Source organism: Achromobacter xylosoxidans A8 (assembly GCF_000165835.1).
In the GTDB taxonomy this organism is placed as follows: domain Bacteria; phylum Pseudomonadota; class Gammaproteobacteria; order Burkholderiales; family Burkholderiaceae_B; genus Achromobacter; species Achromobacter xylosoxidans_B.
Genome location: NC_014640.1, coordinates 4,870,011 through 4,885,588 on the forward strand (window position 1 = coordinate 4,870,011; position 15,578 = coordinate 4,885,588).

Here is a 15,578-nt window from a genome sequence, read left to right on the forward strand (position 1 = left end):
TGGGAGGTCGGTTCCAGTTAATCGTTGGCTAGGGATTCGTCGTCGGCGAGCATTTCCTGGGGACGCTTCTCTACGCGCACCAGTGCGATGCGGCGGCCGTCCATTTCCAGGACTTCAAAGCGGAAATGCTCATGGTGGACTTCGTATTCGCAGACGTCGCCCGGCTTGGGCAGATGCCCGAAACGCGATAGCAGGTACCCCGCCAGGGTTGAAAAATCCTGGGCGTCATCGACCAGGCCTTCGGTTTCCAGCACCTGCTCGACATGGTGCAGATCGGCCGCGCCGTCGATTTTCCAGGTGTTGTCGCCGTCGGCAACGATGTCGGGCAGTTCGTCTTCGTCGGGAAACTCGCCGGCAATCGCCTCGAAGACATCGATGGGCGTCACCAGCCCCTCGATGGCGCCAAACTCGTCGGCCACCAGCACCAGCTGGCCGCGCGAACGCTTGAGCGTATCCATCAGGCGCAGGATGCCGATGGACTCGTGCACGATGATGGGGTCGCGCAGGCGGTTGCGGCGCACCCTGCCCTCGGTGATCAGGTCCGCCACCAGGTCCTTGGCGCGGGCGATGCCCAGCACCTCATCGAGCGAACCGCGGCATACCGGAAAGAAACTGTGCGGCGCCTCGGTCAGCTGGCGGCGGATGGTTTCCGGATCGTCGTCGATGTTGATCCAGGAAACATCCGTGCGCGGCGTCATGATCGAGCGGATGGAGCGTTCGGCCAGCGTCAATACGCCGCTGACCATATTGCGTTCCTCGACCCCGAAGGCCGGAATGGCCGGGCCGTTCGCGCTGGGCATGTCGGCCTCGTCGGCGGGCGGCCGCTTGCCCAGCATGCGCAGCACCGCGGATGCGGTGCGTTCGCGCATCGGCCGGCGCGCGTCCAGCTTGAGCAGGTTGCGGCGCGCCACCTGGTTGAGGGCTTCGATGGCGACCGAGAAGCCGATGGCCGCGTACAGATAGCCCTTGGGCACCTTGAAGCCGAAGGCTTCAGCCAAGAGCGAGAAGCCGATCATCAACAGGAAGCCCAGGCACAGCACCACCACCGTGGGGTGAGCGTTGACGAAACGCGTCAGCGGCTTGGATGCCAGCAGCATGATGCCGATGGCGATGACGACGGCGATCATCATGATGGCCAGATGGTCCACCATGCCCACCGCGGTGATGACGGAGTCCAGCGAGAACACCGCGTCCAGCACCACGATCTGCGTCACGATCACCCAGAAGCTGGCGTACACGCGCGGCCCCGACGAGCCGCCGTGCTGGGAGCCCTCCAGGCGCTCGTGCAGTTCCATGGTGCCCTTGAACAGCAGGAACAGGCCGCCGATCATCAGGATCAGGTCGCGGCCCGAAAACGACAGCGGGCCGATGGAAAACAGGGGGGCGGTCAGCGTGACCAGCCATGACATGACCGACAAGAGGCCTAGACGCATGATGAGCGCCAGGCTCAGGCCCATGATGCGCGCGCGGTCGCGTTGCGCCGGGGGCAGCTTGTCCGCCAGGATGGCGATGAAAATCAGGTTATCGATCCCCAGGACGATCTCAAGGATGACCAGGGTAAGCAAGCCGACCCACGCAGTAGGGTCCAGCAGCCACTCCATCAGGAGCTCCAGAAGTTACACGACCGGTAATCGTACATGGAAAATCCGTGACACGCCGGTGACGAGCCCCGTCCTTTTGCCTGAGGCAGGCACGGTTTAGGCCTGGTGAACCAGGGCATCCGCAGCCTGGCTCCATGGCAAAAAAACAAAAAAAACCGGCCCGTGGCCGGTCTTCGCGTCTGGCAGAGAGCCGGTCAGCTGCCGAGCTTGAGCGTGCCCTTCATCATGGCCCAATGGCCGGGGAAGGAGCAGAAATAGGCATAAGCCTCGCCCGGAGTCAGCTTGGATACGTCGAACGTAACCGAATCCGACTCGCCGCCGCCGATGACCTTGGTGTGGGCGATGACGCGGGTGTCGCCCGCCTTGACGTAATCCTGCGGCAGGCCGGCGTTCATGCCGTCGGTGGCCACGGCCGTCTTGTCGGCTTCCTTGGTCAGCACCCAGTTGTGGCCCATGGCGACCTTGGCCATTTTGCCGACGTGCTTGAGATGCACGGTGAATTGCTTGCAGCTTTTGTCGACGACCATTTCCTTCAGGTTGTACTGCATGGCGTCGTTGCTTTCTATGGTTGCTTCGCACTGAGCGGCCAACGCGGGCAGGCTGGCTGCGGACAGAACGATGGCTAGGGTGGCTTTTGCCAGCATGGAGATTCTCCGTAAACGTTGGCGGCTCTTCCGACACGCGTGAGGCACATGCCTCGCGTCGCTGCCGCCACGCACAAGTCTATGGCGCCCCGCAAGCCGCGCTATTGACGGACATCAATAGCGCCTCGTTCACCCCCTTCAAAACGGGGATATCCCCTACGCCGCATGAGGGTATTGCCGCCGAGCGGCCTGCGCGCGCGCGCCGATTGACAAACCGCAATACGAAGGACGCCGCGTGTTCTTAGCATGCCTGCAAACAAACACAATCAGCAGAGTCCGAAAATGCAAGGCAGCATAGCGGCGGGGCGTGGGATCAGGCGGTACACGGGGTTCATTCATGCGGTTCTGCTGGCCTTGCTGCTGCTATGCGCGCAGGCCGCCAGCACCGCGCAGGCCCAGCGCTTGCCGGACTTCCTGGGCGGCACCCCGATCGGACAGATCTTCCCCGGCGCGGACCGCGCCGATCCGCCCGCCGGCAAACCCATGGCCGCCAAGGTCTATGCGGGCGCGCGCCAGCTGGGCGTGGTCTATCTCACTTCCGACGTCGTCAACACGCGCGGCTACTCCAGCAAGCCCATCGACGTGCTGGTCGGCCTGGCGAACGACGGGCGCATCGTCGGCGCCCGGCTGGTGGAACACCATGAGCCCATCGTACTCATCGGCATTCCGCAGTCCAAGGTCGACCATTTCATCAGCGGCTATGTCGGGCTGAACTTCGTGGACTCCCCGCCTCGCCATGGCGCGCCGCCGCCGGTGGACATTATCAGCGGCGCGACCGTCACCCTGATGGTGATCGGCGACAGCATCACGCGCTCGGCCATCGCCGTGGCCCGCGCCTACGGCATCGACAAGACTGCCGCCCCGGCGCAGCAGGCCGCGCCCGCCGCCGCCCGCGTGGTGGACGAAACGCGCGATGCCGTCCAATCCTGGCAGGACCTGCTGGAGGCCAAGGCGGTGCGCAACCTGCGGCTGAGTCCGGAGGACGTGAACCAGGCGTTCCTCGCATCGGGCAGACGCGATGCGGCCGCAAACGCCGAGGGCAGCGCGGACGCGGACGGCTTCATCGACCTGTACGCCGCGCTGGTCAGCGTGCCCGCCATAGGCCGCAGTCTGCTGGGCGACACGGAATGGCAGCGCCTGAAGGAAAGGCTCAAGCCCGGCCAGCAAGCGGTGCTGGTGGCCGGCAACGGCGCGTACTCGTTCAAGGGGTCGGGCTATGTGCGCGGCGGCATCTTCGACCGCATCGAGATCATCCAGGATGAAAGCAGCTTCCGCTTCCGCGACCGCAACCATCAGCGCCTGGCCGACGTAGCTGCGCAAGGCGCGCCGGCGTTCCGCGAAGTGGCGCTGTTCGTGGTGCCCGAGGACGCCACGCTGGATCCGGTCGCGCCCTGGCGCCTGCAGCTCATGGTGCAGCGCGTGCTCAGCGTCAGCGACAAGGCCTTCGTGACGTTCGACCTGGGCTATGAGCTGCCGGCGGCCTACACCCGTCCGGCCGCTGGCGCGCAAGCGGCCGCGGCTCCCCCGGCTCCCGCCGCAGCCGTCCCGGCCCAGGCTGAGGAACCAGCGCCCGCGCTGTGGAAACAGATATGGCATGGCAAGGCCGGACAGGTCGCGGTCCTGACCGTGGCGCTGCTGGTGCTGGTCGGTATCTTCTTCTTCCAGGACCAATTGACCAGCCGCCCCCTGCTGCACGACCGCCTGCGACTGGCGTTCCTGGCGTTCGCGCTGTTCTGGATCGGCTGGTACGGCCAGGCCCAGCTGTCCATCGTCAACGTGCTGACTTTCTTCTCGGCGCTGCGCAGCGACTTCCGCTGGGAATACTTCCTGATGGATCCGCTGGTGTTCATCCTGTGGTGCGCCACCGCCATCTCCATGGTGTTCTGGAACCGCGGCGCCTTCTGCGGCTGGCTGTGCCCCTTCGGCGCCCTGCAGGAACTCACCAACCGCATCGCCCGCCGCCTGGGCGTGCGCCAGCTCAAGATCAGCCACGGCGTGAACCAGCGCCTGTCGACCCTGAAGTACGTGATCTTCCTGCTGCTGTTCGGCTTTTCGCTGTACGACCTGGCGCTGGCCGAGCAGCTTTCCGAAGTCGAACCGTTCAAGACCGCGATCATCCTGCGCTTCATGCGCTACTGGCCGTTCGTCGCGTTCGCCGTGGCGCTGCTGGCCGCCGGCCTGTTCGTGGAGCGCTTCTTCTGCCGCTACCTCTGTCCGCTGGGGGCCGCGCTGGCCATCCCCGCCCGCCTGCGCATCTTCAACTGGCTGCGCCGCTACCGCGACTGCGGCAACCCCTGTCAGCGCTGCAATCTCGAATGTCCGGTGCAGGCGATCGATCCCACCGGCGAGATCAATCCGAACGAGTGCATCCAGTGCCTGCACTGCCAGATGCTCTATCACCACGAACAGAAGTGTCCGCACCTGATCCAGAAGAAGGCCAAGCGGGAGCGCCGCCGCGCACCGGCGGCCGAACCAGCCGAGCAAGTCATCGTCATGCACCGCGCGCCGAACCCGAACAGCGAACCCGGCGCCTGAACCCACTTTCCGCACAGCGGCGCCCGGCGCCGTCCCTACCAAGGAGTTATCCATGTCCGACAAGAACCCCGACAAGGCCGGCCTCACCCGCCGCAGCTTCCTCGGAACCGCAGCCATCACGGGCGCCGCAGGCCTGGTGGCGGGCGCGCAGATCTCCACCGCCCACGGCAAGGACGCCAAGGGCGGCGCCAATGGCGTGCTGGGCCATGTCGCCCCGGGCGAGCTCGACGAATACTACGCTTTCAATTCCAGCGGCCAATCGGGCGAGGTCCGCGTGCTGGGCCTGCCGTCCATGCGCGAGCTGGTCCGCATTCCGGTCTTCAACCATTGCAGCGCCACCGGCTGGGGCCGCACCAACGAAAGCCGCAAGATCCTGACCGAAGGCCTCACCCCCGAGACCCGCGAATACCTGAAGGACAAGGGCGGCGTGTTCATCAACGGCGACGCCCACCACCCGCACCTCTCGTTCACCGACCGCACCTACGACGGCCGCTACCTGTACATCAACGACAAGGCCAACAACCGCGTCGCCCGCATCCGCCTGGATGTGATGAAGACGGACAAGATCACCGAACTGCCCAACGTGTCCGGCGTGCACGGCCTGCGGCCGCAGCGCTACCCGCGCACCGGCTATGTGTTCGCCAACGGCGAGCACATCATCCCCCTGCCCAACGACGGCAAGGTGACGGACGATCCCAAGAAGAACTTCTTCGCCATCTACACCGCGCTGGACGGCGACACCATGAAGGTCGCCTGGCAGGTGCTGGTCGACGGCAACCTGGACAACGGCGACGCCGACTACCAGGGCAAGTACTCGTTCTCCACCTGCTACAACTCGGAGAAAGGCGTCACGGTGGAAGAAGCCTCGGCCAACGAGCAGGACTGGGTCGTGGTGTTCAACATCAAGCGCATCGAAGAAGCCGTCAAGAAGGGCGACTTCAAGACCATGGGCGGCGTGCCGGTGATCGATGGGCGCCACGGTTCCAAGTACACCCGCTACATTCCGGTGCCGAACTCGCCGCACGGCTGCAACGCCGCGCCCGACGGCATCCACCTGGTGCTCAACGGCAAGCTCTCGCCCACCGTCACGGTGCTGGACGTGCGCACGCTGGACGACCTGTTCGACGACAAGATCAAGCCGCGCGATTGCGTGGTGGCCGAACCCCAGCTGGGCCTGGGCCCGCTGCACACGGCATTCGACGGCCGCGGCAACGCCTACACCACGCTGTTCATCGACAGCCAGATGGTCAAGTGGAACATAGACAAGGCCAAGCGCGCGTTCAAGGGCGAGAAGGTCGATCCGATCATCCAGAAGCTGGACGTGCACTACCAGCCCGGCCACAACCATTCGACCATGGGCGAAACCCGCGAGGCCGACGGCAAGTGGCTGGTGTCGCTGAACAAGTTCTCCAAGGACCGCTTCCTGAACGTCGGCCCGCTCAAGCCCGAGAACGACCAGCTCATCGACATTTCGGGCGACGAAATGAAGCTGGTGCATGACGGCCCCAGCTTCGCCGAGCCGCATGACATGTGCCTGGTGCACCGCTCCAAGGTCCATCCCATCAGCGTCTGGAAGCGCGACGACCCCATGTGGGAAGACGCCCGCCAGATGGCCAAGAAGGACGGCGTGTCGCTGGACGATGCAGCCAAGGTGGTGCGCGACGGCAACAAGGTGCGCGTGTACATGATGGCGGTCGCGCCCATGTTCAGCATCAAGAAGTTCGAGGTCAACCAGGGCGACGAGGTCACCGTGGTGGTCACGAACATGGAGGTGATCGAAGACTTGACGCACGGCTTCACGCTGGAAGGCCACGGCATCGCCATGGAGATCGGACCCCAGGCTACCGCCTCGGTCACCTTCACGGCAGACCGTCTGGGCGTGTACTGGTACTACTGCCAGTGGTTCTGCCACGCGCTGCACATGGAAATGTCCGGCCAGATGGTCGTGCATCCCAAGAAGACCGTGTAGCGCTTATGAAGCTCGCCGCACTCTTGACGATGCGCGCCGGCCAGGCCGCCCGCGCCGTGCTGCTGGCGGCCGCCGGGCTGGCGTTGCCGGGCGCGGCGGCCGCGGCGACGCTCGATGTCGCCGCCGGCGCGGACCTGGCGGCGGCCGTCGCCGCCGCCCAGGCCGGCGACGTGCTGAAACTTGCGCCGGGCTCCTATGCCGGCGCCATCGTCATCGACAAGCCGCTGACGCTGGAAGGCCCGGCGGACCGCTCGGCCATCATCGCCGGCACGCGCCAGGGGCGCACCGTCTGGGTCCAGGCGGCGGACGTGTCCCTGCGCAACCTGACCGTCACGCGTTCCGGCCTGAGCCTGTCCGACATGGACGCGGGCATCTTCCTCGACCGCGAAGCGCACCGCGCGGTGGTGGAGCGCAACGACATCCTGGACAACCTCGTGGGCGTGCACGTCTGGGGACCCGCGGACGCGACCGTCCGCAGCAACCGCATCGTGGGCAACAAGGAGCTGCGCGTGGCCGAAAGAGGCAACGGCGTGACGCTCTGGAACACGCCCGGCACGCGCGTGCTGGACAACAACATCTCGGCCGGCCGCGACGGCATCTTCGTCAATACCAGCAAGCTCAACACCTTCAGCGGCAACCGCTTCCACGACCTGCGCTACGCGGTGCACTACATGTACACCAACGATAGCGAGATCAGCGGCAACGTCTCGACCGGCACCGACATCGCCTACGCCATCATGTATTCGCACCGGCTGGTGGTGCGCGACAACGTCGCGCTGGACAGCCATGAGCAAGGCCTGATGCTGAACTACGCCAACCACTCCACCATCGCCAACAACACGGTGGACCGCGCCGGCAAATGCGTGTTCATCTACAACGCCAACCGCAACACCTTTCTGGACAACCATTTTTCCAACTGCGACATCGGCGTGCATTTCACCGCCGGGTCGGAAGGCAACCGGATCTCGGGCAATGCCTTCATCAACAACCGCAACCAGGTGAAGTACGTGGGCACCCGGACGCTGGACTGGTCGGTGGACGGACGCGGCAACTATTGGAGCGACAACACCGCGTTCGACCTGGACGGCGACGGCATCGCCGACACCGCTTACCGGCCCAATGACGTGGTCGACCAGTTGCTGTGGCGCGCGCCGGCGGCCCGCATCCTGCTGAACAGTCCGTCGATTTCCATCGTGCGCTGGGCCCAGTCGCAGTTCCCCGCCATCCTGCCCGGCGGCGTGATCGACAGCGCCCCGCTGATGCAGCCCCCGCCCACCGCAAGCACCAAGGAATCCCCATGAGCACCGACCTTGTGGCGCTTACCGGCGTCAGCAAGCACTATGGCGCGCAGCAGGCCATCGACGGCCTGGATCTGCAACTGCGCGAAGGCGAATGCGTCGCGCTCGCCGGACACAACGGCGCCGGCAAGAGCACGATGATCAAACTCATCCTGGGGCTGATACGCCCCACCCGCGGCCGCGTCGCGATCTTCGGCCAGGACGCCCACAGCCCGGCCGCCGCGCGCCTGCGCGGCAGGATAGGCTACCTGCCTGAAACCGTGGCGCTGCACCCCTCCATGACCGGCGAGGAAACCCTGGCGTTCTACGCCAGGCTCAAGCGCCAGCCCCTGTCCGGCAACGCCGCGCTGCTGGAGAAGGTCGGCATCTCGGGCGCCGCGCGCCGCCGCGTCGGCGGCTACTCCAAAGGCATGCGGCAGCGCCTGGCGCTGGCCCAGGCGCTGCTGGGCCAGCCCCGGGTGCTGCTGTTCGACGAACCCACCACGGGCCTGGACCCGGCCTCGCGCCTGATGTTCTACGACATCGTCCATGAGCTGCGCGCCGCTGGCGCCACGATATTGCTGAGCACCCATGCCCTGTCCGAACTGGCAGGCCATGCGGACCGCATCGTCGTGATGAAGGCGGGCAGGAAGATCGCCGACGGCGCGATGTCGGCGCTGCGGCGTTCCACCGGGCTGCCCATCCGCATCCGCCTGACATTCGCCGACGCCGACGCGCCGCCACCTGGCGGCGATTGGCGCCGCATCGAGGCCGGACGCTTCGAGCTGGCCTGCCAGGAAAGCGGCAAGGTCGACGCGATCCGCGGCATCGGCGCACTGTCGTCCACGATTGCCGACCTCGACATCCAGGTCCCGGGCCTGGACGACATCTATGCACATCTGCTTGAACGGGAAGACGTATGAACGCGGTATGCACCATCATCGGCAAGGAAATCCGCGACGGCCTGCGCAACCGCTGGGTGCTGGCGACCGCCCTGCTGCTGGCCGCCCTGGCGCTGGCGCTGGGCCTGTTGGGCAGTTCGCCCACCGGCACCGTCAAGGCCGAACCGCTGACCGTCACCGTGGTCAGCCTGTCCAGCCTGTCGATCTTCCTGGTGCCGCTCATCGCCATGCTGCTGGCCTATGACGCCGTGGTCGGCGAAGTCGACCGGGGCACGATGGCACTGCTGCTCAGCTATCCGGTGTCGCGCTGGCAGGTGCTGATCGGCAAGTTCATCGGCCACCTGGCCATCCTGGCGCTGGCCACGGGCGCGGGCTACGGCTCGGCCGGCCTGGCGCTGCAATGGGCCTACGGCGGCCTGGACGCCAGCGCGTGGCAGCCCTTCGCGCTGTTGATCGGGGCCAGCGTGCTGCTGGGAGCGAGCTTCCTGGCCATGGGCTATCTGATCAGCTCGCTGGTGCGCGAGCGCGCCACGGCCGCCGGCATCGCCGTCGGCGTCTGGCTGTTCTTCGTGGTGATCTACGACATGGCGCTGCTGGGCGTGCTGGCGGCCGACCAGGGCCGCCACGTCAGCCCCGGCCTGCTCAACGCGCTGCTGCTGCTCAATCCCTCGGACGTATACCGCCTGCTGAACCTGACGGGCTTCGAGAACATTTCGCTGTACGCCGGCATGGCGGGCGTCAGCGACCAGGCCAGCCTGCCCATTGCCGCGCTGATCGCGGCGCTGCTGCTGTGGATCGCCGTGCCGTTCCTGCTGGCGACGGCGGCTTTCAGGAACAAGCCGCTATGAAACGCTTGCAACTCGCCCTGGCCATTTCCATCCTGCTGCTCGCCGCGGGCTGCGGCAGCGGCGCCGCGCCCGAAACCGCGCCCCCGCCCCAGGCCGTGACCACGGAGTCCGTCGGCCACTACTGCGGGATGGCGCTGAATGAGCACAACGGCCCCAAGGGGCAGATATTCATCAAGGGGCAGGCGGCGCCGGTATGGTTCTCCTCAATCAAGCAGGTCTTCGCCTACACCCTGCTGCCTGAAGAACCCAAGGGCATCAGCGCCATCTACGTCAACGACATGTCCACCGCGGGCGCGGGCGGCGCGCCGGACCCGGCCGCCTGGATCGACGCACGCCAGGCCTACTACGTCATCGAGGGCCGCTACGTCGGCGGCATGGGCGCCGAAGACGCCATCCCGTTCTCGCAGCGCGACCGCGCCCAGGCTTTCGCCGACGCCTACGGCGGCCGCGTCGTCACCTTTGCCGACGTGCCGGAAAGCTATGTCTTCGCCCAATAGTCCGCGCCCCTACAGGCCTATCGCCATGAACCACACCCGCCGCCGTTTCATCGGCATCGCCGCCGCAGCCAGCGCGCTGGCGCTCGCCCCCGTCGCCGCGCGCCGCGCCGCCGCCTCGGTCGCCCCCGTCACCTGGCAAGGCACGGCGCTGGGCGCCGATGCCGAACTGCGCCTCTACCATCCCGACACGGCGGTTGCCCAGCGCCTGATCGCGCAGTCCCTGCAGGAACTGCGGCGGCTCGAGGCGATCTTCAGCCTGTATCGCGACGACAGCGCGCTCTCGATCCTGAACCGCCAGGGCTTCCTGGAAAATCCTCCGGCCGACCTGCTGCGGCTCTTGAGCGAAAGCCGGCGCTACAGCAAGCTGACCGCAGGCATGTTCGACCCCACCGTGCAGCCGCTATGGCAGCTGTATGCCGACCACTTCTCGCAGCCTGGCGCCTCTCCGGACGGCCCGCCGCCCGAGGCCGTGGCGCAGGCGCTGTCGCGCGTGTCCCATGCCGACGTAATGCTGGACAGCAACCGCATCGAAATGCTGCGGCCCGGCATGGGCATCACGCTCAACGGCATCGCCCAGGGCTACATCACCGACCGCGTCACCGACCTGCTCAAACGCGGCGGGCTGGAACGGGCGCTGGTGGACATGGGCGAAATACAGGGGCTGGACAGCCGCGCCGCGCCGCAGCCGTGGCAGGTCGGCATCGCCGACCCGCGCGACCCGGCGCGTCTGCTCGCCAGCGCCAGCATGGGTAACCAGGCCCTGGCGACTTCCGGCGGCTACGGCACCGCCATCGACGCCGCGGGCCAGTACACCCATCTGTTCGATCCACGCACGGGCCACGCCCGGCCGCGGTATCTGAGCGTCTCCGTCATGGCGCCGTGCGCAACCATGGCGGACGCGCTGTCCACGGCTTTCTCGCACATGCCGCTGGAAGCGACGCAGGAGGTGGTGCTGGAACTGGGATTGCGCGCTTGGTTCGTGCTGCTGGATGGGAGAGTGATGCCGCAAGGCCAGGCAACCTGAACTTCCAGCGCGCATGAAAAACCGGCCATCTGAACTGACCCCCGAAAGTTGGACGTAGATCCAACCTTCGGGGGTTTTTACATGACGAAGTACGACGAGCGCTTTAAGCTGCGCGCGGTCAAGAAATGTTTATCAGGGCAACACAGTATTGAGTTGATTGCTGCTGAACTGCAGGTCGACTACTCGATGCTGCGGCGTTGGGTGTCGGGTTTTCAGATCCATGGGCGCGCGGCCTTGGCCAAGAAGTCCGGTCACTATGACGCGCAGTTCAAGCTGAGGGTGTTGAAGCACGCCGAGCGGGAGGGGCTGTCAGACCGAGAGGTGGTCGCGCTCTACGATATTCGGTCAGCGGGTTCGATAGGCCAATGGCGCGCTCAGTATCATAAGCATGGTATTGGGGCGTTGGAGCCCCAGCCGAGAGGACAACGCGCCATGCCACATAAGTATCCCCCCGAGCCAGTGCCCAAAGACATGACCGAGGAGGAGCTACGCGAAGAGGTCGCGAACCTGCGAGCGGAGCTGGACTACCTAAAAAAGCTCGATGCCTTGATCGAAGCGGAAAAGACCCAAGCGCTCGTTGCAAAGCGCAAGTGGTCCAAGAATTGAGGCATAAGCATCCGCTGGAACGGTTGCTGCGCGCAGCCAAACTGTCGCGCAGCACGTTCTACTATCACCTGAAGGCGCAGGGCGCTGCCGATCAGTACGCTGATTTGAAGGCACGCATCAGTGCGGTCTATGCACGCCACAAGGGCCGCTACGGCTATCGCCGGATCACGGCCGCGTTACGCCAGGCGGGGGAATTAGTGAATCACAAAACGGTACAGAAGCTGATGCAGAGGCTGGGCCTGAAGTCGTTGGTGCGAGTCAAAAAGTACCGCTCTTACCGAGGCCAGTCGCATCACGTGGCGGCCAACGTGCTGGCGCGCGACTTCGTTGCTGAGCGGCCGAACCAAAAGTGGGTTACCGATGTGACCGAGTTCAAGGTACGAGGCGAAAAGCTGTATCTGTCGCCGGTCATGGACCTGTATAACGGTGAGATCGTGGCCTATGAGACCAGCCAACGGCCAGTGTTCAAGCTTATTGGCACCATGGTGAAGAAAGCGCTGGCGCGGCTCAAGCCCACCGACAGCCCCATCCTGCACTCAGACCAGGGCTGGCAGTATCAACATCCCCAATACCGCCGCATGCTGGCAGATCGGTCGCTTACCCAAAGCATGTCGCGCAGGGGAAATTGTCTGGACAACGCCGCCATGGAGAGCTTCTTTGGCACGTTGAAGTCCGAATTCTTCCACCTGAATCGCTTCGAAAACGTCGCGCAGTTACAGGCGGGCATCCGCCAGTACATCCGTTATTACAATCACGAACGCATCAAACTCAAGCTAAAAGGCCTGAGTCCGGTGCAGTACCGAGCTCAGGCCTTCGGGCTTTAGCTTCTGATCATCCAACTTCTGGGGGTCAGTTCAATCGGGCCGGTTTTTTTTCTTTCAGGCGGAGCCGCCCGGCCTCAAGCCGCCGAAGGCGGATTCAGCGAGGACAGCATCTGCGTGAAGATCTTGGGGCTGGCGGCCAGCACGTTGCCGGTGTCCATCCAGCCTTGCTCGCCGTCGAAGTCGGCGACCAGGCCACCGGCTTCCAGCACCATCAGGCTGCCCGCGGCCAGGTCCCAGGCCTTCAGGCCCACGCCGCAGAAGCCGTCCAGGCGGCCGCAGGCCACGTAGGCCAGGTCCAGCACGGTGGAGCCCAGGCGGCGCACGCCGGTGCTGCCTTCGGCCATCTGGCGGAAGCGCGCCGAGCCTTGTTCCGGATCGCCGGAGTTGGGCCAGTGCGCGCCCAGCAGGGCCTCGTGGTAGCGGGTGCGGCCCGAGACGCGCACGCGGCGGTCGTTCAGGAAGGTGCCGCTGCCACGGCTGGCCGTGAACAGTTCGTTGCGGGTCGGGTCATAGATGACCGCCTGCGTGACCTGGCCGCGGTGCGTCAGCGCGATGGACACGGCATAGTTGGGCAGGCCGTGGATGAAGTTCGTGGTGCCGTCCAGGGGATCGATGATCCACTGAAACTCGGCCTGGTCGGGGCCTTGCAGGCCGAATTCCTCGCCCAGGACGGCGTGGTCCGGATAAGCTGCGCGCAGCGTCTCGACGATCGACTCCTCGGCGGCGCGATCGACTTCCGTGACATAATCCCGCGGCCCCTTGCGAGCCACGCTGAGTCGTTCCAAATCCATGCTGGCACGGTTGATAATGGTGCCGGCACGCCGGGCCGCCTTGATGGCGATGTTGAGCATCGGGTGCATAAAATTCCGTACGAATGCGATGAGTTGGCTTGATGGTAGGCCGCTTGCCGCCCCCCGGTCCGCCGCAGTCCCCATAGGGGAAATCGACCCAAAAAACCAGGAAGGCACTAAGCCAAACGTGCCATTTTAAATGACTCAAGCATTTTCACGCGTTCGCTTCATTATGGTGAACCCCAGCCACCCCGGAAACGTGGGTTCGGCGGCCCGCGCCATCAAGACGATGGGCTTCTCCGAACTGGTGCTGGTCGAGCCTAAATTTCCAGATGTAACAAGTCAGCCGGAGGCCGTGGCGCTCGCCAGCGGCGCCCTGGACGTGCTGGAAAACGCCCGCATCCACGACTCCCTGGAAGAAGCGCTGGCGCCGGTCACCATGGCTTTCGCGCTGACCGCCCGGGTGCGCGACCTGGGCCCCCCGCCCTGCGACATCCGCCAGGCGGCCGAACTGGCGCGCGCCCATCTGGGCGAGACGGCCGAAGGCGTCGCCGCCGTGGTGCTGGGCACCGAACGCGCTGGCCTCACCAATGCCCAGATCGCGCTGTGCCACCGCATCTGCCATATTCCCGCCAACCCTGAGTACAGCTCGCTGAACGTGGCTCAGGCCCTGCAGCTGGCCGCCTGGGAGCTGCGCTACGCGCTGCTGGTGGATCAGGGCGCGGCGCTGCTGCCCGCCTCCACCGCGCAAGAAGCGCCGCGTGGCGCGGCGCCGGCCTCCAGCGAAGCCGTGCAGGCGTTCCTGGCGCACTGGGAAGAGGCGCTGATCGGCGTGCAGTTCCTGGATCCCGCCCACCCCAAGAAACTGATGCCGCGCATGCGGCACCTGTTCTCGCGCCATGCCCTGAGCCGCGACGAGGTGGACATGATGCGCGGGGTCTGCACCGCCATGCTGGCCACGGCGCGCCGCAACGGCGGGGCAAAAAAATAGGGGCAGGCTCACGCCTGTCCCCTAGCAAGGTTTACCGGGCGGCGCGCCGCCCGGAAATCGAAAATCAGTCCACCTTGGCGCCCGAGGCCTTGACCACCGGGGCCCAGCCTTCCACCTCCGACTTGATGAACTGGCCGAATTCGGCCGGCGTGGTCTTCACGCCGACGGCGCCCAGCTTCTCGAAGCTGAGTTGCACTTCGGGCTTGTCCAGCGCCTTGACCATGGCCGCGTTGAGCTTGTTCACGACTTCCGGCGGGGTGCCAGCGGGCGCGATCAGGCCGAACCACGAGGACACGTCGAAGTTGGCGAAGCCGGATTCCTTCATGGTCGGCACGTCAGGGGCGCTCTTGGAGCGTTCCGTGGTGGTCACGGCCAGGGCGCGCAGCTTGCCCGACTGCACGTGCGGCCAGGCCGACGGCATGTTGTCGAACATGAATTGCACCTGGCCGCCGATCAGGTCGGTGACGGCCGGCGCGCTGCCCTTGTAGGGCACATGCAGCACGTCGATGCCGGTCTGCATCTTGAAGAGTTCGCCCGCCATGTGGATGGAGGTGCCGCTGCCGGACGAGGCGAATGCCAGCTTGCCGGGATTCTTCTTGGCGTAGTCCACCAGTTCCTGCACCGACTTCACGGGCACTTGCGGATTCACCACCAGGATGTTCGGCACCTTGGCGCCCAGCGCCACCGGCGTGAAATCCTTGGTCAGGTCGAAGTTGACGTTCTTGTACAGCGTCTGGTTGATGGCGCTGGTCACGGCCACGAACAGCAGCGTGTAGCCGTCGGGGTCCGCGCGCTTCACCTGGTCGGTGGCAATGTTGCTGCCGGCGCCCGGCTTGTTCTCGACCACGAAGGACTGGCCGAGGCTTTCGGTCAGTTCCTTGGCCATGATGCGGGCGATCACGTCAGTGGTGCCGCCGGCGGAAAAACCGACCACGATGCGGACGGGCTTGTCGGGGTAGGCAGCATGGGCGGAACCCATGGCGAATGCGCTTGCGGCGGTAGCCAGAAGGGTCGCGGCGATACGCCGCAGTCCAGGCTTTTGACCTGTAGTCATAGAGTCTCCGTGCAG

13 protein-coding genes are annotated in these 15,578 nt (G+C 65.5%); 9 read left to right on the forward strand and 4 right to left on the reverse strand.

The window, feature by feature from the left end; translation table 11 throughout:
• Positions 1 to 17: 17 nt before the first annotated feature.
• Together AXYL_RS22515 and azu are read right to left on the reverse strand one after the other, a co-directional pair.
• Entirely contained in the window at positions 18 to 1,601 is a 1,584-nt protein-coding gene (locus AXYL_RS22515) for a TerC family protein (RefSeq protein ID WP_013395168.1), read from the reverse strand.
• A gap of 194 nt (positions 1,602 to 1,795) precedes the next feature.
• Positions 1,796 to 2,245 carry an azurin gene (gene azu, locus AXYL_RS22520; RefSeq protein WP_013395169.1) on the reverse strand — a complete coding sequence of 150 codons (450 nt, stop codon included), beginning with the start codon at positions 2,243 to 2,245 and terminating at the stop codon, positions 1,796 to 1,798.
• Between the two features lie 282 nt (positions 2,246 to 2,527).
• Here azu and AXYL_RS22525 point away from each other — a divergent pair, with 282 nt between their 5' ends.
• The 8 genes from AXYL_RS22525 to AXYL_RS34440 all read left to right on the forward strand — a co-directional run bounded on the left by AXYL_RS22525 (position 2,528) and on the right by AXYL_RS34440 (position 12,727).
• Complete coding sequence (locus tag AXYL_RS22525) at positions 2,528 to 4,780, forward strand: NosR/NirI family protein (protein ID WP_080551087.1); 2,253 nt, start codon at positions 2,528 to 2,530, stop codon at positions 4,778 to 4,780.
• A 52-nt stretch (positions 4,781 to 4,832) separates the two neighbouring features.
• A complete protein-coding gene (gene nosZ / locus AXYL_RS22530; RefSeq protein ID WP_013395171.1) occupies positions 4,833 to 6,749 on the forward strand; it encodes a TAT-dependent nitrous-oxide reductase in 1,917 nt (638 codons plus the stop codon).
• 5 nt (positions 6,750 to 6,754) lie between these two features.
• Positions 6,755 to 8,050 (forward strand): nitrous oxide reductase family maturation protein NosD, encoded by a 1,296-nt coding sequence (locus AXYL_RS22535; RefSeq protein ID WP_013395172.1) that lies wholly within the window; start codon positions 6,755 to 6,757, stop codon positions 8,048 to 8,050.
• Complete coding sequence (locus AXYL_RS22540) at positions 8,047 to 8,949, forward strand: ABC transporter ATP-binding protein (protein WP_013395173.1); 903 nt, start codon at positions 8,047 to 8,049, stop codon at positions 8,947 to 8,949. The genes AXYL_RS22535 and AXYL_RS22540 overlap by 4 nt, the downstream gene beginning before the upstream one ends.
• Entirely contained in the window at positions 8,946 to 9,776 is an 831-nt protein-coding gene (locus tag AXYL_RS22545) for an ABC transporter permease (protein ID WP_013395174.1), read from the forward strand. The genes AXYL_RS22540 and AXYL_RS22545 overlap by 4 nt, the downstream gene beginning before the upstream one ends.
• Positions 9,773 to 10,273: a nitrous oxide reductase accessory protein NosL gene (locus tag AXYL_RS22550; protein ID WP_013395175.1), complete on the forward strand. Its 501-nt coding sequence runs from the start codon at positions 9,773 to 9,775 to the stop codon at positions 10,271 to 10,273. Before AXYL_RS22545 ends, AXYL_RS22550 begins: the two co-directional genes overlap by 4 nt.
• A 25-nt stretch (positions 10,274 to 10,298) precedes the next feature.
• Positions 10,299 to 11,297, forward strand: a complete 999-nt coding sequence (locus AXYL_RS22555; RefSeq protein ID WP_013395176.1) for an FAD:protein FMN transferase — start codon at positions 10,299 to 10,301, stop codon at positions 11,295 to 11,297.
• An 81-nt stretch (positions 11,298 to 11,378) separates the two neighbouring features.
• A protein-coding gene (locus AXYL_RS34440) for an IS3 family transposase (RefSeq protein ID WP_085947818.1) occupies positions 11,379 to 12,727 on the forward strand; the annotation gives its coding sequence in 2 pieces (ribosomal slippage) (positions 11,379 to 11,826 and positions 11,826 to 12,727; 1,350 coding nt in all).
• Between the two features lie 74 nt (positions 12,728 to 12,801).
• Here the strand turns inward: AXYL_RS34440 and AXYL_RS22570 are convergent.
• The gene (locus AXYL_RS22570) at positions 12,802 to 13,587 is read right to left on the reverse strand and encodes an inositol monophosphatase family protein (RefSeq protein ID WP_013395177.1); all 786 of its coding nucleotides are present in this window, start codon (positions 13,585 to 13,587) and stop codon (positions 12,802 to 12,804) included.
• 130 nt (positions 13,588 to 13,717) lie between these two features.
• On the opposite strand from AXYL_RS22570, the gene AXYL_RS22575 reads away from it, so the two are divergent.
• Entirely contained in the window at positions 13,718 to 14,509 is a 792-nt protein-coding gene (locus AXYL_RS22575) for an RNA methyltransferase (protein ID WP_013395178.1), read from the forward strand.
• 64 nt (positions 14,510 to 14,573) lie between these two features.
• Here the strand turns inward: AXYL_RS22575 and AXYL_RS22580 are convergent, their stop codons facing one another.
• The gene (locus AXYL_RS22580) at positions 14,574 to 15,563 is read right to left on the reverse strand and encodes a Bug family tripartite tricarboxylate transporter substrate binding protein (RefSeq protein WP_013395179.1); all 990 of its coding nucleotides are present in this window, start codon (positions 15,561 to 15,563) and stop codon (positions 14,574 to 14,576) included.
• Between the last annotated feature and the right edge of the window lie 15 nt (positions 15,564 to 15,578).